This window comes from Pedobacter sp. L105 (genome assembly GCF_009765875.1).
Taxonomy (GTDB): domain Bacteria; phylum Bacteroidota; class Bacteroidia; order Sphingobacteriales; family Sphingobacteriaceae; genus Pedobacter.
The window spans coordinates 458,103-479,752 of sequence record NZ_LMUP01000009.1; the positions used below are offsets into that span (position 1 = coordinate 458,103).

Consider the following 21,650-nt stretch of genomic DNA (forward strand, 5'->3'; position numbering starts at 1 on the left):
GTATTGCTTTGAAATTTTTTGTCCAGGAGTATAACGAATAATGAGTTCAAACTATACAATCCTTAAAAATCAGAAGTGTTGAGCTATAATGATGATTAAACATAGCTGAGTGAACCTGATATTCAAAAGCATAAAATTTTCCCTATGATAAAAGCACTGTAATAAGTTACAACCAGGCGCTATAAAATGTTTAAACAGCATGCTGAAGAGTTTGTACTTGGAAAATAATGGGTACTTTTCGCCTGTAATTTTCTGATTACAGTTAATAAACTAGTATATGATTTCTGCTTCCCTGAAAAAAAATAACGTCACTATAGAAGGTAATACTGATTCAGCCTTGACCCTCATTTTTGCAAATGGCTTTGGTACTGATACAACATCATGGGATACCGTAAAAAAAGCCTTTGAAGAGGATTACAGATTGATCTTATACGACAATGCAGGTGGCGGGCATGCCGATCCAAAAGCATACAGCCCTTTAAAATACAATAATCTCGCACCTTATGCCGATGACCTGCTAACGATCATCGCAGAACTGGAATTGAAAGATGTGATCGTGATTGCGCACTCAGTAAGCTCGATGATTTCGCTGCTTGCTGCAATTAAAGCACCACAGTATTTCTCAAAAATGGTATTTATAGGTGCATCCCCCAGATATCTGAATGATGAAAACTATACCGGAGGTTTTACCCAGGAAGCGCTTAATGATATGTATGAAAACATGACCAATAACTATTATGCCTGGGTAAGTGGCTTTTCAGCAGCGGCGATGAATAATCCGGACAAGCCTGAATTGAGCGAAAGCTTTGCTAAAACATTAGCCGACATTCGGCCTGATATAGCGCTGGCGGTTTCTAAAGTTATATTTGAATCTGATATAAGAAGTGAACTGGGAAAGCTGCAAAAAGAAACTTTACTGATCCAGAGCCATGACGACATTGCGGTACCAGGTGTAGTTGCGGAATACCTCCACAAAAATATAGTAAAAAGTAAACTGAAGTATGTGAACGCAATAGGACATTTCCCACATATTAGTGCACCACAGGAAATAGTTTCAGCAATTAAAGCGTTTATATAGCTATGATGGAACTGAATCAAATAGCTATCAATTGGGCAAAAAGAGCCCTCAATTTTATCGGGCAGAAGCGGGGGATTGATGTCTATGAGGAATGGACAACAATCATGAAGAAAAATATGGTTCAGTTGAAGCATCTTGCAGAGGCCGACCGTGTAATAATCGTAAGGAAAGAAGATGAAATAACCGCCCGTGCGATCTTTCATGATAATCTGACCAGTGAGGAGTTGATTGATCCGTCAATTTTAAAAGTTGCAAAGGAGAAGTATGATCCCTTATACTTTGATCGGCCTTCAGCACAGCTGGATAAAGATTTACTGAGCTGGCTAAAAAACCCTTCTGCTGTTGCCATATTGCCGGTAAGTGAAATCGACGTGAGGGGCGGCATTTTATTAATCTGGGATAAGGAGTTTGATTTTAATGAAGACTTCAGGGAGTTTATTGACGCCTGTTTGTCAAGTATAAAGGAAACGATAAAACTTTCACGCACTCACTATTCGCTCGAAGAATTAAGGCTTCGTTTCAACTCTATTTTACAGGCGGTACCACAAAGTATTGTATTTGTTGACGACTCCGGGCAGAACAGCTGGGTTAACGACCAGGCTTCAAAATTGTTTGCCATTCCCGGAGGGAATGTTTCTCCGCAACAACTGGCGCCTGCTATGCAGCGTTTGCGCACAGCTGCTGATAATAAAGCTGAAATACTTAAACGCGGGCAGGAACTTTTTCAGTCAAAGGATAAAAGAATAGATAACTGGCATTGGATCTATTCCGTTCCCGAAATCTTAGTTCTTTGCGTAAGTTGTATGCCTACCATATCGGCACATACCAGCGGCATGCTTTGGGTTTTTGAAGATATCACTGATAAGTATATTGTAGATCAGCATTTAAATGAGTTAAATACTGAACTGGAAGAAAAGACAAGCCTTGCCGAAGAACAGAATAGGGCCAAGTCTGAGTTTCTGGCTAACATGAGCCACGAAATAAGAACGCCCATGAATGGTGTGATGGGAATGACCAGTTTGTTGGGTAGCACCCTTCTCACAGATGAACAGGAAGATTACGTTCGTTCGATCAGGGTTAGTGCCGATTCGCTGCTGGAGATCATCAACGAAATCCTCGATTTTTCCAAGATTGAGTCGGGCAAGATGGAACTGGAAGAACATCCATTTTTTATACACCGTGTAATTGAAGAAACCTACGATCTGCTGGCTGTTAGGGCACAGGATAAACAATTGGATCTCCTGTACATGATTGATCCTGATGTGCCGCATGAAATTATAGGAGATATTACGCGGATCCGCCAGATCATTGTTAACCTGGTGTCTAATGCCATTAAGTTTACTGATAGAGGTGAAGTGTTAACCAGTATCAGTGTTAATAAAAAGGAGGGGAACAAATATATTCTTGAATTCGCTGTAAAAGATTCGGGCATTGGTATTCCTGCCGATAAGATATATAAGTTGTTTAATTCTTTCTCCCAGGTGGATGCTTCAACTACCCGCAAATATGGAGGAACTGGTCTCGGACTGGCCATAAGTGATCGGCTCGTGCAAATTATGAACGGCCGTATCTGGGTAGAAAGCGAGGTTAATGTAGGTACTACATTTAAATTTACGATTGAGGTAAATGCTGCAGCAGAAATAAAAACTTATGTACCTCCGGCTCCAAAAAGCCTCGGTGACAAATGGGTTCTGATCGTTGATGATAACCCTACCAACCTGCGCATTCTTAAGATTCATTGCGAGCAGTGGGGTATGCATGCCGATACCTGCGAAAGCGGTTTACAGTGCCTTAAAGCTTTAGCAGAAAAGCAATATGATATAGTGGTGATTGACTTGCTGATGCCTGATCAAAATGGGATAGAAGTAGCCCGCGAAATCAAGAAAACATATAAGGTTCCCCTGGTGTTGTTTAGTTCGGCGGGATACTTTCCGGCTCATGAAAAGGCTGATAGCGATTTATTTGCCGCTATTCAGGATAAGCCCATTAAACCAAACTATTTTCAAAAGATGCTGATTCAGGTTCTTTCCGAACAGCCTTCAGAAGAAAAATTTGAACCGCTTATTAAACAGACGGCCCCTGCTATCGCTGAGGACATTGAAAAAATAAGTATTCTAATTGCCGAAGATAACCTGATCAATCAAAAAATCGTGATCAGGGCTTTTAAAAATATAGGTTACAGCTGCGATGTAGTCTCTAATGGATTAGAGGTTTTAGCTTCTTTGGAAAGACAGCATTATGATATGATTTTCATGGACTTACAAATGCCCGAAATGGATGGGTTTGATGCCACACGCAATATTGTAAAGCGCTATGGGGATAAAGGACCGGTGATCATAGCCATGACCGCTGCCGCTTACGAAAAAGACAGGATTGCATGTCTGGAAGCTGGTATGGACGATTACATCAGTAAGCCTTTGGATTTTGACAACCTTTATAATAAGTTCCATCTGTGGAAAAGCAAAATCCGCGATCTAACTACATGAAATAAATAATAATTGTATCACATTATGGTGGAACCAGATGCATCAAAATAGGATAATGCACCTGGTTCCATTCAAACATTAAGCTTAATCTCTATATTCCAGTTGTTTCTTCAGCACTACATCGTCTGCCGATCGTCCTATCATCACATCAAATGTTCCTGGTTCTGTAACGAGTTTCATACTCCTGTTCCAGATCGCAATATCTGCAGGATTAATACTAAAGGAAACTGTTTTTATCTCACCCGGTTTAAGCGTTATTTTACTGAATCGCTTTAAAGCCATAACAGGTGTGCTTACTGAATTTACCTTATTTCCCAGATAGAGTTGAACTACTTCTTTTCCAGTTACGCTACCCGTATTTTTCACATCAACAGTTATATTGACGTCTTCATTTTTTCCGAAAACAGGTTTGGAAACCTTCAGGTTATCGTATTGGAAGGTGGTGTAACTTAATCCGTAACCAAAAGAAAATAAAGCATCGGTTGATGAATACACATAATCCTGTCCCGGATTTTCTATTGTTCCATGATGACGGTTAATTCCTTTGGCAGAATTGACATAATTGTAGTAGGCAGGGATATGACCCGTTGACTGAGGAATGGTCATGTTTAACCTTCCGGAAGGATTTACTTTTCCAAATAGAATATTGGCGACAGCAGTACCGCCGCGCTCACCGGGATACCAGGCCTCAACTATGGCAGGCAGATTTTCTTTCTCCCAGCTAATGCTCCATGGACGTCCCTGCACCAATACTAAAATAATTGGTTTACCTGTTTTATACAGCGCCTGTAACAATTCACGCTGAACGCCTTGCGGGTTAATATCGGTTACGTCATATCCTTCACCACAGGTAAAAGGATCTTTAGGTTCATCAGCCCCGGCCTGGCCGTTCCAGCCGATACCAGAAAAAACTACACTGGTTGTTCCCAGCACTACTACAACAGCATCGCTTCCTTCAGCAGCTTTTACTGCTTCATCAAATCCGCTTTTGTCTAAACCAGACAGCTCACAGCCTTTGGAGTAATTAATCTTCACACTGTTTCCTGCCAATTGTTTGATACCGCCCAGTACGGTAACGCCAGATCTATTGTCACGGGTAAAGCTGTAATCGCCATACTGTACCTTATCGGCATTTGGCCCGATTACCGCCAATGATTTAATTTTGCTGCTATTCAGTGGTAAAGTGTTTTTATCATTTTTTAGTAACACGATAGACTCTTCGGCAATCTGTTGTGAAAGCTGAATGTGCTGCGGAGTATGTAATCGTTCTTTTAATTTTAAGGTATCAGGCAGTGCCTTTTCAAATAAACCTGCTTTGAATTTTGCGGTCAGGATCCTGACCACAGAACTGTCAATTTGAGATTCCTTTACTTTGCCTGCTTTAACCAGTTCGATCAGGTGGGCATAAACCTCAGGACGTGAAGCTTCCAGGTCTACACCTGCAGCTATAGCCATCACGGCGGCATCGGCTTGTGATTTCGCTACGTGGTGAAAATTATATAATTGCCCCAGGGCACCGTAATCAGAGAAAATATATCCCTGAAAGTTCCATTCGTTTCTCAACACCTGTCTCAGCAGAAACTGGTTGCTATGGGCAGGTATACCATCAATTTCATTGTAAGAGGGCATCAAAGAATAGATATTTGCTTTTTCAACAGCTTCCCGGAAAGGCGCTAAAAACATAGAACGTAATTCCCTTTCGCCAACTTCGGCAGGTGCCAGGTTAACGCCGGCTATTGGTATACTGTAAGCAGCAAAATGTTTGGCCGTACACATGACCTTATTGGCAGCTATTTTAGTTTTAGTTTGCTGCGGATCGCCCTGCATGCCCCTTACAAAAGCAGAACCCAACTGGCCCACAAGGTAAGGATCTTCTGAAAAGCATTCTTCCACACGGCCATAACGAGGGTCCCTGATAAGGTCGAACAGGGGAGAAAGGGCTTGGTCGACACCAGAAGTAGAAGCTTCGTAAGCAATTACAGAACCCATCTGTTCAATCAGCGCAGGGTTCCAGGTACTTCCCTGGGCAATTGATTGTGGAAATACCGTTGCCCCGGCTGCCAGCTGACCATGAAGGCACTCTCCAATCTGAATCGGCGGGATTCCCAGTCGTGTTTTTTCCATTGCATATCTTTTAGCAATGACAGACTGTTTGGCAACTCCTTTTGCACTGATAAAAGGACTTTCCAACACACCAAAGGCAATAGTTCCTTTTGTGGATTCACCTAAAGAAGACATGCTCATCTGGCCTACCTTTTCTTCCAGCGTCATTCTTTTCAACAGATCCGCGACTCTTTCCTGAACGGGTGCTTTAGGATCTTTATACACTTGTGCGTTTGCGGTTAAAGCGAATAAAACAAAGGCGGATAGGGGTGCAATTTTTTTGAGCAGCATTTGATGATATAAAATTTGGTTTATAATCTCAAATTTGCACTAAATTTTGACACTTAATTGCAAAATATTTAGATTTTACTTGCTGATTAGGTATCATTGAAGAGACATATCCATGAAATTAGCATATTGTTGATGAAGATCATATTTTCTATGATGGATTAGGCATAAATTAGAAAAAATCCACGCATTTTATTGTTAAAACAATGAGGGGCCTGATCCGTTATTATTTTGCATTCAAAAAAAATATGACAACATTCTTTATGCAGATCATCTGTCTTTTTATACTGGCGATACCGATTGCCTGTATCGCATGGACCGTTACCCACGAAGAGGTATTCCGGGAACCCAGGGAATATTGTGTGAAAAGAAGCCAGCAGGGTAAAACACTGATGGAAAGAAAATTCTTCTATCTTTTTACCTGCGAATACTGCTTTAGCCACTACGTGACTATTTTATTTCTCTTTTTAACCAGTTACCATTTGATGCTTGACGACTGGAGAGGTTATATTATAGGCGGCTTTTCACTGGTTTGGATAGCTAATGTTTACATGAGTTTATTTGGACTGATCCGTCAGGATATTTCAAAAGAAAAAACAGAGATCAAGCTGATGCAAAAAGAAACGGAACAATTAAAATGATAATCCCACGCTCCATCCAATCCAGCCCCTGTTGCTTTTACCCAGGTTCATTAGCCCAATTTTATTGCAGATGATTTCTCTGTCTTCGGCATTCTCTTCACCTTTTTGCAGATGATACAGGTTAAATGACGGCCCGGCAAAAAAACTGAATGTAGTCCCCGTTTTTACATTGAATAGCGTATTGAATTTGAAGATCTGATGCTGATCATTCCATTGCCCTGATAGTAAGGACTGGGAAGCAATCTCGGTAGATAGGTAATAGTGTTGATTGAAGATGAAATCATGGCCTATACCCAGTCCAAAGCTATAATAGTTGAGGTGATTACCCAGATGTGCCCCGGTAGAAATTACAGCGTAAAGTTTGCCATTACCAGTTTTAAAGGCCAGGTTTGCCGTTGTCACTTCATTGGAATAAACCAATAACTGATGATAACCATTTCGGGATAAGTTAAGCAGTCCTATTGCATAACCGTCCAGTGTATCGGTAATATTCACAAGACCGAAGGATACGCCTGTCATGAGGTGGGATTTATTGAGTATCCCCGCTGCCTGAAAACCATTAACTTCATTGCTGATGTTCATTATTCCTGCTAGCTGCATTCCGGTGATACTATCTTTAGCCAGATTATAAATACCAGCTGCCTGTAAACCATTTACATTTTTTAAGACGGTATTACTGATTCCTGCTAACTCTACGCCTTTAAAATTCCCGCCTACTACATTAAAAAGACCTGCCGCCTGTACATATTGGGCATCCTGTTTATTTAGGTTAAACAAACCTCCTAGCTCTATGCCATCCAGCCCCGCGGTATAGCCCCCTAATACATTCAGGGAATAGTGGTTTACTACCTGGCTGCTCATCATTCCATGGCTGCTTAAACCCGGTAAAAAGGAAGTCTGAAAGGGAACAGAAGTGATAAAACCGCCCAGGTTTAATCTCTGCATCCTCGCCCTTGAAGAAATGAATATCCTTCCCAGCCAGTTTCTTTCTGTCCTGTCTGAAGCGCTTTCCCCGCTGTAATAAGAATTATGCTGTTTTAAAGATATGGTCACATCACTTAAAAAATTTACACTGGCATCTTTATAAAACTCCTTGCTCACTGTAAGTGTAATCTGTCCGTCGCTCTTAATTCTGATGCTGAAAAATCCCTTATTATTCGTCAGGGTAGATACCAGTAATCTTTTTTCATAAACGCTGGCATTCGGGATGCCCAGGCCGGTGCGGTCATCTACCACATAACCGGTGATGTAATAATTATTCTCTTTGCCGGATGTGGTGTCTGGTCTTAAGGATAACCTGTTTGGCGCAGGACGAAGGATAATATAACCAGGCGACTCTTTATAGTCTACGTTACCTTTGAATATACCATCTAATAAATTCCTCACCGTACTATGGTCTGCCGAAAGGGTAACCAAACTGTCGGCCCTGATCTGGTCACTGCTATAGGAAAAATAAAAACCACCACTTTTTCCAATTAGGCTTAGCAGCTCCGAAAGCTTCGCCTGTTTTACATTCAGGGTAATATTTCTGTCTAAATTATTTTGTGCTTTTATATCCGCTGTTAACAGGCTAAGGAACAAAACAACCAAACAAAAGGCAAAGTGGGTATATTTCATGTAAAACAAACTATTGAATAATGATCTTTCCGGGCTGATGTACAATACGGGCATTAAATGTTTCGGCAATAATAGCCAATATTTTGTCTAAAGAATCTGTCTTAAATGTAGTGGTCAGTGTTCTTGCAGCCAGCTTCTGGTCTGCAATTTCGATATTCACATGATACACGCTGTTCAGCACCTTTACGATACGCCACAGCGGGGTTTTATTGGCAACAAACTCTTGTGTGCGGTAATAATTGTATAATTTGTCAGTACTCGTTCCTCTGGTCAGTTTACCTGATTTGTAATCTATATCTGCCTTTTCCTGTGGTTTTAACCTGATGATAACTTTTTTATGGATCACCTGCACAATGCCGCTTTCAACAATAACTTCTGCATGGGCATTTGTTTTTTTGATATTAAAAGATGTACCTACTACCTTAACAATTGCATCATCAAGATGGATGATAAAAGGTTTAGATTTATTGTGTGCAACCATGAAAAATGCTTCACCGGTAGTCAACTTAATCTCTCTGGTATCTCCCTTAAATTTCTCAGGATAAGTTAATAAAGAATTTTTATTTAAAGTAACGATAGAGCCATCCGAAAGTGTGTCGGTCTTCACGGTTTGATAGCTTTGAAGGGTCAATAAGCGGGGCTGCCCGGCTTGTAAAAAAGTATACATTAAGCCGCTGATACCCATAATTGCTATCCATATGGCGGCAATTTTCATCCATCGTTGATAGGTGTTTATAGGTCTGATGATCACTTCAGGTTGGTTCTTTCTTTCTGTTAGTTGCTTAAACTCGGCCCATGAATCATCCGTATTTAAATTGCTTTCTATCTTCAATCCCCTGCTGGTTTCCCATATCAACTTGAAATGCGTAAAATACTTCAGGTTATCTTCACTGGCAAAAACCCATCTGTCAACCGCTTCAATTTCAGCGGCTGTTGCCTCACCCAGCATATATTTTGCTAATAATTCGTCCATTGTTTTTCTATTTAAATAGGTGATAGTGGTGGCTGGTTAACCAAATCATTAAAGGCAGATAATCTACCAGTTTAATCCTCAGTATCCTCAGTGCTTTGCCCATTTGCGCTTCTACGGTTTTAATAGAGATCCCTAACTCATCGGCTATTTGCTGGTACTTCAACTCCTCAAACCTGCTGAGCTGAAAAATAGTACGGCATTTTTCAGGCAGCTCGCTCAATGCCTGCTGCAATTTCTCTTTCAGGTCAAGTAACTCCATTCCTGCACTACCTTCGCTTTTATCTTTCATGGTATAAATGAGGTGGTCCTGATGATTTACCTTAACTTTTTCATGCCGCAGATAATTAAGGCATTCATGATAAACCGCTCCATAGAGGTAAGCCTGTATAGAACCGCTAAAGTTTAGTGTATCCCTGCGTTCCCACAATTTTAAAAATATATTCTGTACCATTCCCTTCGCTACCTCTTCATCCTTCAGCATGGTGATCGCATACACATGCAGTGGTTTTAGGAAATGCTTATATACGCGCTCAAAAGTCGTTTCGTCTCCTGAAAGCAGTAAGGGAATAAGCTGTTCGTTCTTTAAATCCAAAATATGATCAATAAAGGGTAAATCTTCTCTGACAATTAAAATTCTATACGGTAATTGAGGGTAGGAAAAATACCTATCCATTTATTCAGTTCTACATCCCTTTTGCTTGGATTATACCATAAGCCCAGATTATTTTCTCTGTTCAGCAAATTTTGTATATCCAAAAGAATAAAATGACTTGTCTTTTTCTTGTTGATGCGATAACTGGCAGAAAAGTCAACGCGAATATAAGGATCAGCAGTTAATGTATTCACCTTCGACTCATCAATTACCTGTTCGTCCAGCTTCAGTGATTCCTGAAGATTGATAGGTGAATATTTTCTGCCCCCGGCATAAATCAGTTTACCATTCAAACCAAATATATTTTTATTGTTTTTACCAGTTGCCCATTCTTTTCCTGCTATCAGGTTGCCTACATAACGGGTGTCAAAAGTACTGTTAAATTCCTGCCCGCTCAGTGCGGTGAATTTGGAATTAAATAGGGTAGAGGTAATCATAACATAATACCCATTGCTCATTGATTTTTCCAGGGATAGCTCCAGCCCATAGTTTTTACCTGTTCCTTTATTTACCAGGGACGTATAATCGACCGACTCAATTGCGGAGTTGTCTGACACATTCAGTAAAGAGAAATTACTGGCCGGATCACTGGAAACAGGAACGTTGGATAAATGCTGATAATAGATTTCGGTTTTAAACTTTAAGCGGCCGGAAAACTGCTTCTCGTATCCCATTACCAACTGTGCTGATTTTGTAGGAGAGAGTTTGGCATTGGTGGTTTCGCCGGACGAAACACCCCTGGCAAAATAATAAGATAAGGGTTCCAGCCTGCTGTATTCACCGGAGGCAAAGGTAAGCAGCTGATCTGGTGTTACCTGCCAATTTACACCAACGCGGGGCTCAACCGACCAGGTATTACTTAAGTTGAAGTAATTGGCGTGTACACCTGTATTGATAGAAACGCCGCCTTTAAATTGATGTTTGTTTTCTATATAGGCATCAAAAGTATGTGCATTGCCTTGTTGATTCAAAATTTCTTCCAATCCATTACTCTCTTTTTTATATTCCAGGTCGTACAAATTATAACTTAAAAGGCTGGCATTTAATCCTGTGCGGATAGTATTGGAAGCATTTACCTGGTAGTTGACAGTTCCCGCATAACGGATGGCGCCATTATCATAATGACTTCTTTGTATCGCGCTGGCCTGATATGATTTTGTTAGTGTATCCGTGCTGCTCACGCTGCGGTCTCCGGAATATGAAATGATATTATTAATATATAATTTGCTGTTAGCAATATACACATGCTTCAGGCCTATGCTTCCCGCACTATAAGTTAAATTGCTGTTGTCTGCATCAGTACGTTCATCCCATTGGGTAAAATCATGTTTTGCATTATCCGTTAGTCCTCCCAGTCCGCCAATTCCGAAAAGTGAGAATGTACCTGTGCCTTTTGTGGGAACAACAAAATTAAATGAAAGATCCTGGTATCTGGGTACCCCGCTTCCTGAACTTACATTCACCCCCAGCTTCTGCAAAAGGTCGAGGGCAGAATATCGATAACTGATCAGATAGGATGCATCACCTCCTTTTTTAAAGGGGCCTTCCAGGGTTGTCCCTGCACCCAATACCCCCACAGTAAAAGCATATTCCGGTTTATCGGTATTCCCTTTTCTAAACTTAAGGTCAAACACACCAGCTGTGGCGTTATTATATTCGGCAGGTACGGCACCGGTATAAAAATCTGAAGTACCTAAAACAGTAGAATTTAACATGCTAACCGCCCCGCCCGAAGACCCTTGTCCGCCAAAATGGTTAGGACTGATAATCTCAATCCCTTCCAGTCTCCATTGCAGGCTCATCGGAGAGTTGCCCCTTACAATAATTTCATTGTTATCACCACCCGCAACTACACCTGCAAAACTTTGTGCCATCCTTGCCGGATCGAACATTGCACCTGCGTAACGGTTGGTTTCTTCAGGAGAAAAAGAACGTCCGCTTGACATGGCCATCAGGTTTAATGGTTTTTTGCCGGAGGTAGCGCTAACAGCAACCTCATTGAGTTGCTTGCTGGCCGTTTCCATTTCAACGTTTACTTCTGCCTCCTTACCGGCAATCACCAGCAAATCGGATAAGATAACCGTTTGATAACCCACGCGGGTAACTTCCAGGTGATGCCTGCCCACCAGGATGCCCGTTAATCGAAAGTATCCTTTGGCAGTAGAAACTGCACTTTTTGTTTGGTTGTCGTTTAATGTAATGGTAACTCCGGCAAGGGCTAATCCTGAGTTTTTATCAGTAATTGTTCCCCTGATATTTTGTGTAAGACCTGTAGCCGTTGAATCTGAAACCTGGGCCATCACTCCTGAACCCAGTATACCCATCATAGTAGTAAGAAAGAATAGTTTTTTCATGTTTGTCATTTCCCTTGAAACACGCTGTTATTCGTTTACCCTTATGCGGAAAGAAAATATTTTCTGGTAAAGTGAAAAACACGATACGATAAAATATTTTGATTGCCGCGTAGGGGTATAATTCTCATAGCGTGTTACACCAGTACATAAAAAACACTGATATGAATTTCAAACCTTACAAAAACTGCCTTAACCTATCGCCTGTAAAAGTGATGACACTTTTAGCTTTACTGTTTTCCGGAGGGAGTAGCCTTGCCCAGCAAGGCATCCGTGCCAAAAAGAATATTGGTTTTGTTTATCCGGTCAGTAGCAATGGAACAACAGCTCCGAAAGACACCAATAACTTTTCACTGAACCTGATTGCCGGTGTTTCTGCCTCAGAACGCGGAATGAGTTTTGCCGGGCTTTCAACTATCGTTCACCACGATGCGTCAGGCATGCAGATAACTGGTTTTTCAAACCATATTGGTGAAAATGCAAATGGTGTGCTGGTTGCCGGTTTCCTGAATACCTACCAGGGGGGTAAGGGGACAGGTATTGCCGGATTTGCTAATCTATCTGCCCGTAGCGTCGGCGCTCAGATCGCAGGTTTCCTCAACAAAGAAGGTGATGTACATTCCCTGCAGATAGCAGGTTTTATGAACCTTTGTCGTGATTTACAGGGCATACAGTTATCGGCATTTATGAACAAAGCTAAGAAATCCAATGGTACCCAGATTGGGTTCATCAATATTGCTGATAGTGCGGGAACACAGATCGGTTTTATCAATATCGCTAAAAATGCGGAGAAAAGCCTGGCGCTAACTATCGATGAAAACCAAACCACTCTAATAACCTTCAGGTCTGGGGGCAAACTTATCTACGGAATTTTGGGCTTAGGCTATAATATAAATAATAAAAGGAGCAAATATGCTTATGAAGCGGGATTGGGTGCCCATATTTTGAAAATCCGGTCATTCGGTTTAAATACCGAACTGGTAACCAGCAATCTTGAAGGCTTTAAACACAACGAAAATTACTTCAAATCCACCTTCCGCTTGATACCTGCTTTCAGGATTAGTCCTTCGCTGGAACTGTTTGGGGGGCCTTCTATCAATTATATTACAACCGATTCGGAAGAGGGAAGGAATATGACTAAAACTTATATTTCCAGCTGGAGCAGAAACAACGGACAAAACTTCTGCGGATTTTATATGGGTTATACCGCAGGAATACAACTGTATTTTTAAATCTTGGCAATATTCAATACAAGCACCTTAGCTGTAGTTTAAAGGTGCTTGTATGAACAATAATCTTAAACCGAAATGTCGCTAAGTGTATGAATCGAATCCAATTCATAAAGATCTTCTTCGCTAAGCTCAATTGACTCTATATTCAGGTTTTCTTCCAAATGTTCCAAATGGGAAGTTCCCGGAATCAGCAAAATGTTATCGGAATGTTGTAGAAGCCAGCTAAGCGCAATTTGCTCTGGCCTAACCTGATGCTTATCGGCTATTTTTTGCAGTGTAGCTTTACCTTTTACATGATCTTCGTTTAATGCTGGAGAAGGAATAAAAGCGATATTGTGCTGCTTTGTAAATTCCAACACATCTTCCCATTTACGGTTATCAATGCTATATTCATTTTGGACGAATGCTACATCAAAATGTCGCTGCGCCTGCTTAATTTGATCTATTGTTACCTCCGATAAACCTATGTGTTTGATCTTTTTATCAATCTGCGCATTTTTTAATAATTCAAATGTCGCTTCAGCATCTTCGGGGTTTACGCGATCTAACTGGTAAAGATCTACGGAGCCTACTTTTAGCCGGTGAAGGCTTTCTTCCAGGTCCGATCTTACTATTCCGCCTTTTATTCCAAACACCAGGTTCATTTGGTAGGGATATAACGCTTCTGTAATTAGTTCTTCAGCTACATGCTGGCCGTGGCTGTCGGCTGTCGCGATAAAATTAACACCTGATTTTACAGCATGTTTTAAAACTTTTAAGGCTTCTTTTCTAAGAAGAGGTTCTTCTGATAAACCTTTTTGGGTAATTTGTTTTGTACCATAACCTAAACGATTAACAGTTAATTTACCCCCGATACTAAAATCTCTTCTAATTTTTCCGTTTTTCATCTTATTCATGATTAAATGTAAAAATAACCCCTGATCAGACAGGAGGTACTTGAAACGGGCTCAGAGCAATTAATTGCTATCAAAAACAGCTAGATTTTGATTCCTTTCAAGCGTGTTTGTCCAATATTAACGACATATTAAAAGAATTTTGCATTTTTCGTCAAATTTTTATTAGGAAAAGGGAATATGCTGACGGTCAGCTGACATATCAGGCAAGCCGATTAAAGCGACAGCAAATAATAACGCTGAGGTCATGAGCAGGGAACCTGTCTTCAAAAAACTTAAGAAACTGATAATTTCACCCTTGCGATGAAGGGCCTTGAGCCATGGAATTGTTGCCAGCGCGCCAGTTGAGTCATATAGAATAAAGGATTAACTATTCAGTAACCCCCAGCTTACCTAACCAGATCCCTAGTAAAAATACAATACCACCGCCTACGATAACCTGGAAAATGGTAGACCATAATGGAGATTTCATGAATTTGTATCTGATAATAGCGATGGTTACCAACTCTATAGCTACCACAACATAAGCCATATGTAATGCAGAATTAATATCCTGTATTAAAAAAGGCAGCGTATGGAGCATTCCTCCTAAAGCCGTTGCTGCCCCGGTTATAAATCCTCTTTTTACAGGGTTTCCCCGTCCGCTTACTAAGCCATCATCTGATAAGGCCTCAGCCAAACCCATGCTGATCCCCGCACCCAGGGATGCGGCTAAGCCAACAAAAAAAGCTTTGTTGGTTTGGTGGGTTAAGCCTGCCGCCGCAAATAGGGGAGCGAGAGTAGATACTGATCCATCCATCAAACCAAGCAATGCCGGCTGAACTTTTTGCAGTACATAAGCTGCTGCTATTTCTTTCTCGCTTTTTTTACTAGATTTCATATATAAATCAAAGAGTTCCTAAAACTAATCTTAATATTCTGCATCATAGAAAATTCTTGCAATAATAGGGTTAAATCCTGAGGAGATATTGGAGCCTGGCTTGGTGCAGGAAAAAAATTAAAATAAATTGATAACTACAAAATGTCTTCAAAATTCACACTGATATTGGCACTATGAAAGTGCTGATCATCGAGGACGAACTGAGCTTGCAAAAAAGTATCCAGCAATATTTGAATGCTGAAGGCAATACTTGTGATTGCGCGCCTACCTATGAAAGTGCTTATCAAAAAATAAGTATGAACACTTATGATTGTGTGCTGCTGGACCTCACTCTGCCCGATGGAGACGGTCTGGAATTGTTAAGACATCTTAAAAAATTAAATAAGACTGATGGCGTAATGATCATCACTGCCAGGGATGCGGTAGATCAGCGGATTGAAGGATTAAGTCTGGGTGCTGATGACTATCTGATTAAGCCTTTTCATTTATCAGAGCTGAATGCGAGAATTCTGGCCATTGTGAGAAGAAGCAATTTTGCAGGAAATAATCTGATCGTTTTTAACGAGATAGAAATTGATCTCCAAACCAAAGAAGTTAAAGTAAACGACAAAGTAGTATACTTTACACGGAAAGAATTCGATCTGCTGCTGTATTTTATTGCCAATAAAAAGAAAGTCATATCCAAGGCAGCAGCAGCTTCGCATATATGGGGCGATGATGCAGATATGGCAGATAGTTTTGATTTTATCTACACACATATCAAAAATATAAAGAAGAAGCTGTTGGATGCGGGCTGTAAAGAATACTTCCATTCTGTTTATGGGGTAGGGTATAAATTTGCTGAGTTATGAAGCTGTTTACCCGCTACAACAGGATTTTGCTCATCACCAACTTCATTGGATTGATCATTATAGGGTTTCTTTTCTACCAAACACTTACCTATTATCTCAACAAACAGATGGATGATGGTTTAACAGAGGAGCTGATGGAAGTGAATGATTTTACCAATGTGAAAAATATTCTTCCTGCACCTACTTCATTTGATGATCTGGTTGCAGAATACAAAAAAATAAAAGTGGCCAATGGCAGAAGTTTTTTTGCAGATACTGTGTATTATAATCCTAAAAAGCGAATCATGGAAACGGCAAGGTATCTCCAGGCAGATATCAGCTTTAACCATCAGGCGTACCGTGTTTTAATTATGTCATCCAAGGTAGAACGACAGGAGGAGATCAGGACCATCTGCCTGATTATTATTCTTCCGGTTTCCTTATTGCTGGTTATTCTTTTGGGAATTAACAGGGTCATGATCAACCGGCTTTGGAGTCCGTTCAGACAGTTATTGATTAATATTAAAGCCTTTAACGTAAATCGTGAAGAACCATTTGATGAAGTGATCTCACCTACCATAGAATTCAGGGAATTGAATGATGCTATTGCAAATCTTTCATCGAAGGTACGGTCTGATTATAAGGAGATTAAACTGTTTACTGAAAATGCTTCCCATGAAATGATGACACCTCTGGCAGTAATCAATTCTAAATTGGATACCATGCTACAGTCCAATCATTTAGGGGCTACAGAAAGTGAGACCCTGGGCGACTTATATAAGGCAACATCTAAACTAACGAAGTTAAATCAGTCGTTGTTGTTACTGGTAAAAATTGACAACAATTCGCAGCTCGACATCGAAGAAATTAACGTCAAAGATATGGTGGAAGAGAAATTAGCCTTCTTCCAGGAACTGATTTATAAAAGAAAACTAATCATAGATCTGGATTTAAATCCCTTTTATTTATCTACCAGCAGGCAATTGTTAGATATTCTGGTCAATAACCTGTTTAGTAATGCTATCAGGCACAATAAGGAGGGTGGACTGATTAAAATCTCACTGGCTAAAAATACGCTGGCCTTTAGTAATACCAGTGACTATCTGAAATTAGATGAAGACGTGATCTTTGAAAGGTTTCATAAAGATGCTTCATCAGAAGGCACAGGACTTGGGCTTGCCATCTTAAAACAGATCTGTAACCGCGAGCACTTTCAGCTGCAATACCATTATCGGTATCACTTGCACACTTTTGAAGTTGAGTTCAATCCAAACACCTAGCAAATTTATAACCCGATGAAAACACTGCTTTTATTATTGTTTTATTTCCTTCCACTTCCTGCCCTTTGGCTGGGTGATTTTAATGAGGCCCGGCAACAGGCTGTTGCATCGCATAAATTAATCCTGGTTAATTTTTCGGGGACCGACTGGTGTGGCCCATGTATTCGTCTAAGGAAAGAGATATTGGAATCCAGCGCATTTGAGCAATATGCCACCGATCATCTCATTCTGGTCCGTGCAGATTTTCCAAGACAAAAAAAGAACCAGTTGCCGGCAGCGCAGGTAAAGTTAAATGAGGCATTGGCCGATCGTTATAATAATAACGGGATATTTCCATATACACTTTTGATCGACGATAACGGTAAAGTAATCAAAGCCTGGGAAGGTTATCCAAATGAAACACCAGAAAAGTTTGTTCAGGAGATCGCAGATCTTACACCGAAGAAATAACTATGAAAGAGAAAGTATCCTGCAGCAAGATTTTGAAATTGATGGGGAACCGCTTTGAGTTCACCGTGGTTGCTGAAGATCAGATAAAGGGAGATGAGGCAATAAATGCGGCCATTATAGAAGTTCAAAGAATTGAAGCATTGCTGTCAACCTTTAAAGAAGATAGTCAGACTAATCTGATTAACCAGCATGCAGGTATAAAACCTGTTAAGGTAGACGAGGAGGTGATTCAGTTGATCCAGCGGTCGTTAAAAATATCTGCTTTAACACAGGGTGCATTTGATATTACCTATGGTTCCATTGATACCAGCCTCTGGAACTTCGATATTAATATGACCACTCTGCCAGATGCCGAAACGGCTTTGCAGTCGGTAGACCTGATCAATTATCAAAATGTAGTGATCAATCAGTCAAAGTCTACAGTATTATTAAAAAACAAGGGAATGCGCATTGGTTTTGGTGGAATAGGGAAAGGATATGCAGCCGACCGGGCCAGGCAGATTTTAAAGTCGAAAGGTATAGAGAGCGGAATTGTGAATGCTGCGGGCGACCTCATCACCTGGGGTACACAATTAAACGGAAAGCCATGGACAGTAGGCATTGCTGATCCCGATGAACGTACAAAACCATTCTCAGCAATGAATATGAGCAATGCAGCGATCGCAACCTCAGGAAATTATGAGAAATATGCGACTATCAATGGCAAAAGATACTCTCATACCATAGATCCTAAAACAGGTTTGCCGGTAAGCGGGATAAAAAGTGTGAGCATTCTTTGTCAAAGTGCAGAGCTGGCCGATGCGCTGGCTACGCCGGTAACCGTGATGGGAGTAAAAGTTGGACTTGATCTGATTAACCAATTGCAGCATGTAGCCTGCGTAATCATAGATGATGCCGGTGAGATATATACATCAAAAAATATAAACATAAAATAGTGATATGAAATTCCCTGGAAAAGTACCCGCCTTAATAGGCATGGGGTTGGTTGCATTGAGTTTACTTAGTGCCTGCAGTACTGTTAAACCTTATCAAAAAAATAGGCTCAACGATAGCGAAATGGCTTTATCCGCCCGTAAAGCCCAGAAGTTTGAACAAAGCTTTCAGCTTTATCGTGAAGCGGGCTCAGGTGCCAATGGTGGTAAGAGTGGTGGTGGTTGTGGCTGTAACTAATGTAATCTATCGAACATGAAAAAACTTTTTTTACATATCGCGCTACTTTACCTGGGTATATTAAGCACACATGCGCAGACCAAACCGCAAACAACACCTAGTGACACTACCAATTATCATAGCCGTAAACTTCAGGTGGATGAGATTAACTTCGTATCTGCATATTATCATCAGGATGGGGATCACTCGGCAGTAACCGGAGGTATCGGGACTGAAAAGCTAACCGACTTTGCTAATACCTTTGATCTGCAGCTCTCCAAATTTAACCAGCGTGGCAGAAAAAATACTTTTCTTTTTGAACTGGGAGTAGATCATTACACTTCAGCTTCATCAGATAAAATAGATCCAAGTACTATCTCTTCTGCTTCTATGTCGGATACACGTGTCTATCCTTCCTTAAACTGGACACAATCCAATGAAACTACAGGTAATTCTTTCGGATTTACTGGATCTTTTTCTAAAGAATTTGATTACCAATCTTTTGGTGGTGCCTTTAACCTGACACGCTTATCAAAAGATAAAAATACACAATTTGATGTTAAACTGCAGGCTTTCCTCGATACCTGGAAGGTGATTTTACCGGTAGAATTGCGGCCAGGTTATACGGGGCCGGGATTTGACGCAGATCATGAAAATTTGAAATACCCATCTGCGCCGCGAAATTCTTTTAGTGCTTCATTTTCTATTTCACAGGTAATCAATCAACGCTTGCAGGCATTATTCGTGGTTGAACCAAGTTATCAGCATGGCCTGCTGGCCACTGATTATCAGCGTGATTATTTTACAGATGGATCAGAAAGAATAGAGAACTTACCTGGAAGCCGCTATAAATTGCCCATCTCTGCAAGATTTAACTATTTCCTCGATGATCGATTTATTATCCGTACCTTTTACAGGTATTATATGGATAACTGGGGCGTTCGAGCACATACCGCCGAACTGGAAATTCCGGTTAAACTAAGCTCTTTCTTTTCTATAAGTCCATTCTATCGCTATAATAACCAAACAGGTACCAGATATTTTGCGCCTTACGGGGAGCATAATCCCAATGATAAATATTATACCAGCGATTATGATCTATCTACTTTAAACAGTGATTTTTATGGTGCCGGAATCAGGTTTTCTCCACCAAAGGGGGTATTTGGCTGGCAGCATTTAAGTATGCTGGAATTGAGATATGGACATTATACGAGGTCAACCGCGCTGACTTCAAACATTGTGACGCTGAATTTAAAGTTTAAATAAAGGATAATTTATGCCAACGATCGAACCTATTCGCCGGGATGTAGAAAATGAGCAGCATATCAAAAAACATTCTGCGGCCATCCGTTTTTGGCACTGGATGAATGCGTTAATCATTACCGGATCACTTGTTACTGTAGTGATCAATTCTACTTTATTTGAAGACCCGTCTATTCGCTCAACAGTACAGGGGAAATCAATTCTGCATACCCTGGAAGATAAAGTTTGGGGAATACATATTTACTTTGGCTATGCATTGGCTGCTTTGTTTTTGTTCAGGATTTTCCAGGAATTATTCCTGCGCAGCGATCAAAAATTCTTGTATAAACTTAAGGTTGTTTACAGCGATTATTTTGTCATTAACAAGAACAGAGAACCGGCAAAACATGACCTGGTCGTCAAAATTTTGTATATTATATTTTATATGCTGCTGGCGATAATGGTTGGCACAGGTCTTACACTTGCTTTCGGGGATCAGTTTGGCCTGCCAAAAAGTATATTACATGCTGTTAAAAACTTTCATGGTTTTTGTATGTACCTGATCATTGTTTTTGTGCTCTTACATGTGGCAGGGGTAATTCTGGCCGAGAAAAAATCAGGCAGTGGAATTGTATCTGATATGATTAATGGAGGTAAACAATAATGCACAAGGAAAAACATATCACCAGCTCGGAAACTATCAGGGATATCGTGATTGGTATGTCTGATGGTTTAACCGTTCCCTTCGCCCTGGCGGCAGGCTTAAGCGGGGCAGTTAATTCATCAGGTATTGTTGTTACTGCAGGGCTGGCGGAAATTGTAGCGGGCAGTATAGCAATGGGATTAGGTGGTTTTCTAGCCGGGCGTACCGATGCCGATCATTATTATGCTGAGTTGAAACGTGAATATGAAGAGGTAGAACGGGTGCCGGAAGAGGAAAAAGTTGAAGTACGGGAAATCTTTGCGGGTTTTGGTTTATCAGATGCCCTTCAACATAAGATTGCGGATGAGATGGCAAAGGATAAAGATAAGTGGGTAGAATTTATGATGAGTTATGAACTCGGTTTGCAGGAACCTGATGCGGGCAGGGCTACCAAAAGTGCGCTTACCATTGGTGTTTCATACATCATTGGAGGGATTATTCCTTTATCACCTTATATTTTTATAGATAATTCTCAGATTGCTTTATATTACTCCTGTACTTTTACTTTAATCTGCCTATTCATATTCGGCTATTTTAAAAGTAAATTAACGGGACAGCCGGCTTTTTCAGGTGCAATTAAGGTAGTAATTATTGGTGCGCTGGCCGCTGCTGCGGCTTTTGGGATTGCGAAAGCGATTAGTGGATAGTTTACAATTGGGTTCCTATTTACCAGGGATCATGAACAAGCTGCTATATATACTTTCTTGTTATAAATCTTCAGGTCGTAAAAGTATTTCTAAATGCCTAATGTACTGATAGAGTTACTTTGGTAATTATTAATTTTAAATAGTTACTTTGGGCA

Annotated in this window: 19 protein-coding genes; 12 read left to right on the forward strand and 7 right to left on the reverse strand. The window is 40.6% G+C overall.

What is annotated here, in order from left to right:
- Positions 1-277 precede the first annotated feature (277 nt).
- Together GSQ84_RS20320 and GSQ84_RS20325 are read left to right on the forward strand one after the other, a co-directional pair.
- Positions 278-1,078 carry an alpha/beta fold hydrolase gene (locus tag GSQ84_RS20320; RefSeq protein WP_158799174.1) on the forward strand — a complete coding sequence of 267 codons (801 nt, stop codon included), beginning with the start codon at positions 278-280 and terminating at the stop codon, positions 1,076-1,078.
- Positions 1,079-1,080: 2 nt separating this feature from the next.
- A complete protein-coding gene (locus GSQ84_RS20325; protein WP_158799175.1) occupies positions 1,081-3,564 on the forward strand; it encodes a response regulator in 2,484 nt (827 codons plus the stop codon).
- An 84-nt stretch (positions 3,565-3,648) separates the two neighbouring features.
- Here the strand turns inward: GSQ84_RS20325 and GSQ84_RS20330 are convergent, their stop codons facing one another.
- Positions 3,649-5,958 carry a glycoside hydrolase family 3 N-terminal domain-containing protein gene (locus GSQ84_RS20330; RefSeq protein ID WP_158799176.1) on the reverse strand — a complete coding sequence of 770 codons (2,310 nt, stop codon included), beginning with the start codon at positions 5,956-5,958 and terminating at the stop codon, positions 3,649-3,651.
- Between the two features lie 245 nt (positions 5,959-6,203).
- On the opposite strand from GSQ84_RS20330, the gene GSQ84_RS20335 reads away from it, so the two are divergent.
- Positions 6,204-6,596 carry a hypothetical protein gene (locus GSQ84_RS20335; protein ID WP_254070934.1) on the forward strand — a complete coding sequence of 131 codons (393 nt, stop codon included), beginning with the start codon at positions 6,204-6,206 and terminating at the stop codon, positions 6,594-6,596.
- Here the strand turns inward: GSQ84_RS20335 and GSQ84_RS20340 are convergent.
- Genes GSQ84_RS20340 through GSQ84_RS20355 form a run of 4 tightly spaced genes read right to left on the reverse strand, consistent with a single transcriptional unit; the run spans position 6,588 to position 12,192 of the window.
- Positions 6,588-8,213: a carboxypeptidase-like regulatory domain-containing protein gene (locus GSQ84_RS20340; RefSeq protein ID WP_158799177.1), complete on the reverse strand. Its 1,626-nt coding sequence runs from the start codon at positions 8,211-8,213 to the stop codon at positions 6,588-6,590. The two genes, GSQ84_RS20335 and GSQ84_RS20340, sit on opposite strands and share 9 nt — an antisense overlap.
- Positions 8,214-8,223: 10 nt before the next feature.
- Positions 8,224-9,186: a FecR family protein gene (locus GSQ84_RS20345; protein ID WP_158799178.1), complete on the reverse strand. Its 963-nt coding sequence runs from the start codon at positions 9,184-9,186 to the stop codon at positions 8,224-8,226.
- Between the two features lie 7 nt (positions 9,187-9,193).
- Positions 9,194-9,778 carry an RNA polymerase sigma-70 factor gene (locus GSQ84_RS20350; RefSeq protein WP_254070935.1) on the reverse strand — a complete coding sequence of 195 codons (585 nt, stop codon included), beginning with the start codon at positions 9,776-9,778 and terminating at the stop codon, positions 9,194-9,196.
- 35 nt (positions 9,779-9,813) lie between these two features.
- Positions 9,814-12,192: a TonB-dependent receptor gene (locus GSQ84_RS20355; RefSeq protein ID WP_254070936.1), complete on the reverse strand. Its 2,379-nt coding sequence runs from the start codon at positions 12,190-12,192 to the stop codon at positions 9,814-9,816.
- A gap of 161 nt (positions 12,193-12,353) precedes the next feature.
- Between GSQ84_RS20355 and GSQ84_RS20360 the strand changes: the two genes are divergently transcribed.
- Complete coding sequence (locus GSQ84_RS20360) at positions 12,354-13,421, forward strand: hypothetical protein (protein ID WP_158799180.1); 1,068 nt, start codon at positions 12,354-12,356, stop codon at positions 13,419-13,421.
- Between the two features lie 65 nt (positions 13,422-13,486).
- Here GSQ84_RS20360 and GSQ84_RS20365 read toward each other — a convergent pair whose 3' ends face one another.
- Positions 13,487-14,308: an aldo/keto reductase gene (locus tag GSQ84_RS20365; protein WP_158799181.1), complete on the reverse strand. Its 822-nt coding sequence runs from the start codon at positions 14,306-14,308 to the stop codon at positions 13,487-13,489.
- A gap of 376 nt (positions 14,309-14,684) precedes the next feature.
- Entirely contained in the window at positions 14,685-15,194 is a 510-nt protein-coding gene (locus tag GSQ84_RS20370; RefSeq protein WP_158799182.1) for a VIT1/CCC1 transporter family protein, read from the reverse strand.
- A 173-nt stretch (positions 15,195-15,367) separates the two neighbouring features.
- On the opposite strand from GSQ84_RS20370, the gene GSQ84_RS20375 reads away from it, so the two are divergent.
- The 8 genes from GSQ84_RS20375 to GSQ84_RS20410 are packed head-to-tail and all read left to right on the forward strand — an operon-like array spanning position 15,368 to position 21,495.
- Positions 15,368-16,045 (forward strand): response regulator transcription factor, encoded by a 678-nt coding sequence (locus GSQ84_RS20375; protein ID WP_158799183.1) that lies wholly within the window; start codon positions 15,368-15,370, stop codon positions 16,043-16,045.
- Complete coding sequence (locus tag GSQ84_RS20380) at positions 16,042-17,304, forward strand: HAMP domain-containing sensor histidine kinase (RefSeq protein ID WP_216848999.1); 1,263 nt, start codon at positions 16,042-16,044, stop codon at positions 17,302-17,304. Before GSQ84_RS20375 ends, GSQ84_RS20380 begins: the two co-directional genes overlap by 4 nt.
- A 15-nt stretch (positions 17,305-17,319) precedes the next feature.
- Positions 17,320-17,754, forward strand: coding sequence for a thioredoxin family protein (locus GSQ84_RS20385; protein WP_158799184.1), 435 nt, complete (start codon positions 17,320-17,322; stop codon positions 17,752-17,754).
- Between the two features lie 2 nt (positions 17,755-17,756).
- On the forward strand, positions 17,757-18,689 hold the full coding sequence (locus GSQ84_RS20390; protein WP_158799185.1) for an FAD:protein FMN transferase: 933 nt from the start codon (positions 17,757-17,759) through the stop codon (positions 18,687-18,689).
- 4 nt (positions 18,690-18,693) lie between these two features.
- Positions 18,694-18,924 (forward strand): DUF4266 domain-containing protein, encoded by a 231-nt coding sequence (locus tag GSQ84_RS20395; protein WP_158799186.1) that lies wholly within the window; start codon positions 18,694-18,696, stop codon positions 18,922-18,924.
- Positions 18,925-18,939: 15 nt separating this feature from the next.
- Positions 18,940-20,169 (forward strand): DUF3570 domain-containing protein, encoded by a 1,230-nt coding sequence (locus GSQ84_RS20400; RefSeq protein WP_158799187.1) that lies wholly within the window; start codon positions 18,940-18,942, stop codon positions 20,167-20,169.
- A gap of 10 nt (positions 20,170-20,179) precedes the next feature.
- Positions 20,180-20,809: a cytochrome b/b6 domain-containing protein gene (locus tag GSQ84_RS20405; protein WP_158799188.1), complete on the forward strand. Its 630-nt coding sequence runs from the start codon at positions 20,180-20,182 to the stop codon at positions 20,807-20,809.
- Positions 20,809-21,495: a VIT1/CCC1 transporter family protein gene (locus GSQ84_RS20410; protein ID WP_158799189.1), complete on the forward strand. Its 687-nt coding sequence runs from the start codon at positions 20,809-20,811 to the stop codon at positions 21,493-21,495. The genes GSQ84_RS20405 and GSQ84_RS20410 overlap by 1 nt, the downstream gene beginning before the upstream one ends.
- The last annotated feature ends 155 nt before the right edge of the window (positions 21,496-21,650 follow it).

Coding starts and splice junctions, on each gene's coding strand:
- GSQ84_RS20330 (WP_158799176.1), bottom strand. CDS start 5,958: ATGCTGCTCAAAAAAATTGCACCCCTATCCGCCTTTGTTTTATTCGCT.
- GSQ84_RS20360 (WP_158799180.1), top strand. CDS start 12,354: ATGAATTTCAAACCTTACAAAAACTGCCTTAACCTATCGCCTGTAAAA.
- GSQ84_RS20410 (WP_158799189.1), top strand. CDS start 20,809: ATGCACAAGGAAAAACATATCACCAGCTCGGAAACTATCAGGGATATC.
- GSQ84_RS20365 (WP_158799181.1), bottom strand. CDS start 14,308: ATGAAAAACGGAAAAATTAGAAGAGATTTTAGTATCGGGGGTAAATTA.
- GSQ84_RS20320 (WP_158799174.1), top strand. CDS start 278: ATGATTTCTGCTTCCCTGAAAAAAAATAACGTCACTATAGAAGGTAAT.
- GSQ84_RS20345 (WP_158799178.1), bottom strand. CDS start 9,186: ATGGACGAATTATTAGCAAAATATATGCTGGGTGAGGCAACAGCCGCT.
- GSQ84_RS20400 (WP_158799187.1), top strand. CDS start 18,940: ATGAAAAAACTTTTTTTACATATCGCGCTACTTTACCTGGGTATATTA.
- GSQ84_RS20355 (WP_254070936.1), bottom strand. CDS start 12,192: ATGAAAAAACTATTCTTTCTTACTACTATGATGGGTATACTGGGTTCA.
- GSQ84_RS20405 (WP_158799188.1), top strand. CDS start 20,180: ATGCCAACGATCGAACCTATTCGCCGGGATGTAGAAAATGAGCAGCAT.
- GSQ84_RS20325 (WP_158799175.1), top strand. CDS start 1,081: ATGATGGAACTGAATCAAATAGCTATCAATTGGGCAAAAAGAGCCCTC.
- GSQ84_RS20370 (WP_158799182.1), bottom strand. CDS start 15,194: ATGAAATCTAGTAAAAAAAGCGAGAAAGAAATAGCAGCAGCTTATGTA.
- GSQ84_RS20335 (WP_254070934.1), top strand. CDS start 6,204: ATGACAACATTCTTTATGCAGATCATCTGTCTTTTTATACTGGCGATA.
- GSQ84_RS20385 (WP_158799184.1), top strand. CDS start 17,320: ATGAAAACACTGCTTTTATTATTGTTTTATTTCCTTCCACTTCCTGCC.
- GSQ84_RS20390 (WP_158799185.1), top strand. CDS start 17,757: ATGAAAGAGAAAGTATCCTGCAGCAAGATTTTGAAATTGATGGGGAAC.
- GSQ84_RS20375 (WP_158799183.1), top strand. CDS start 15,368: ATGAAAGTGCTGATCATCGAGGACGAACTGAGCTTGCAAAAAAGTATC.
- GSQ84_RS20380 (WP_216848999.1), top strand. CDS start 16,042: ATGAAGCTGTTTACCCGCTACAACAGGATTTTGCTCATCACCAACTTC.
- GSQ84_RS20340 (WP_158799177.1), bottom strand. CDS start 8,213: ATGAAATATACCCACTTTGCCTTTTGTTTGGTTGTTTTGTTCCTTAGC.
- GSQ84_RS20395 (WP_158799186.1), top strand. CDS start 18,694: ATGAAATTCCCTGGAAAAGTACCCGCCTTAATAGGCATGGGGTTGGTT.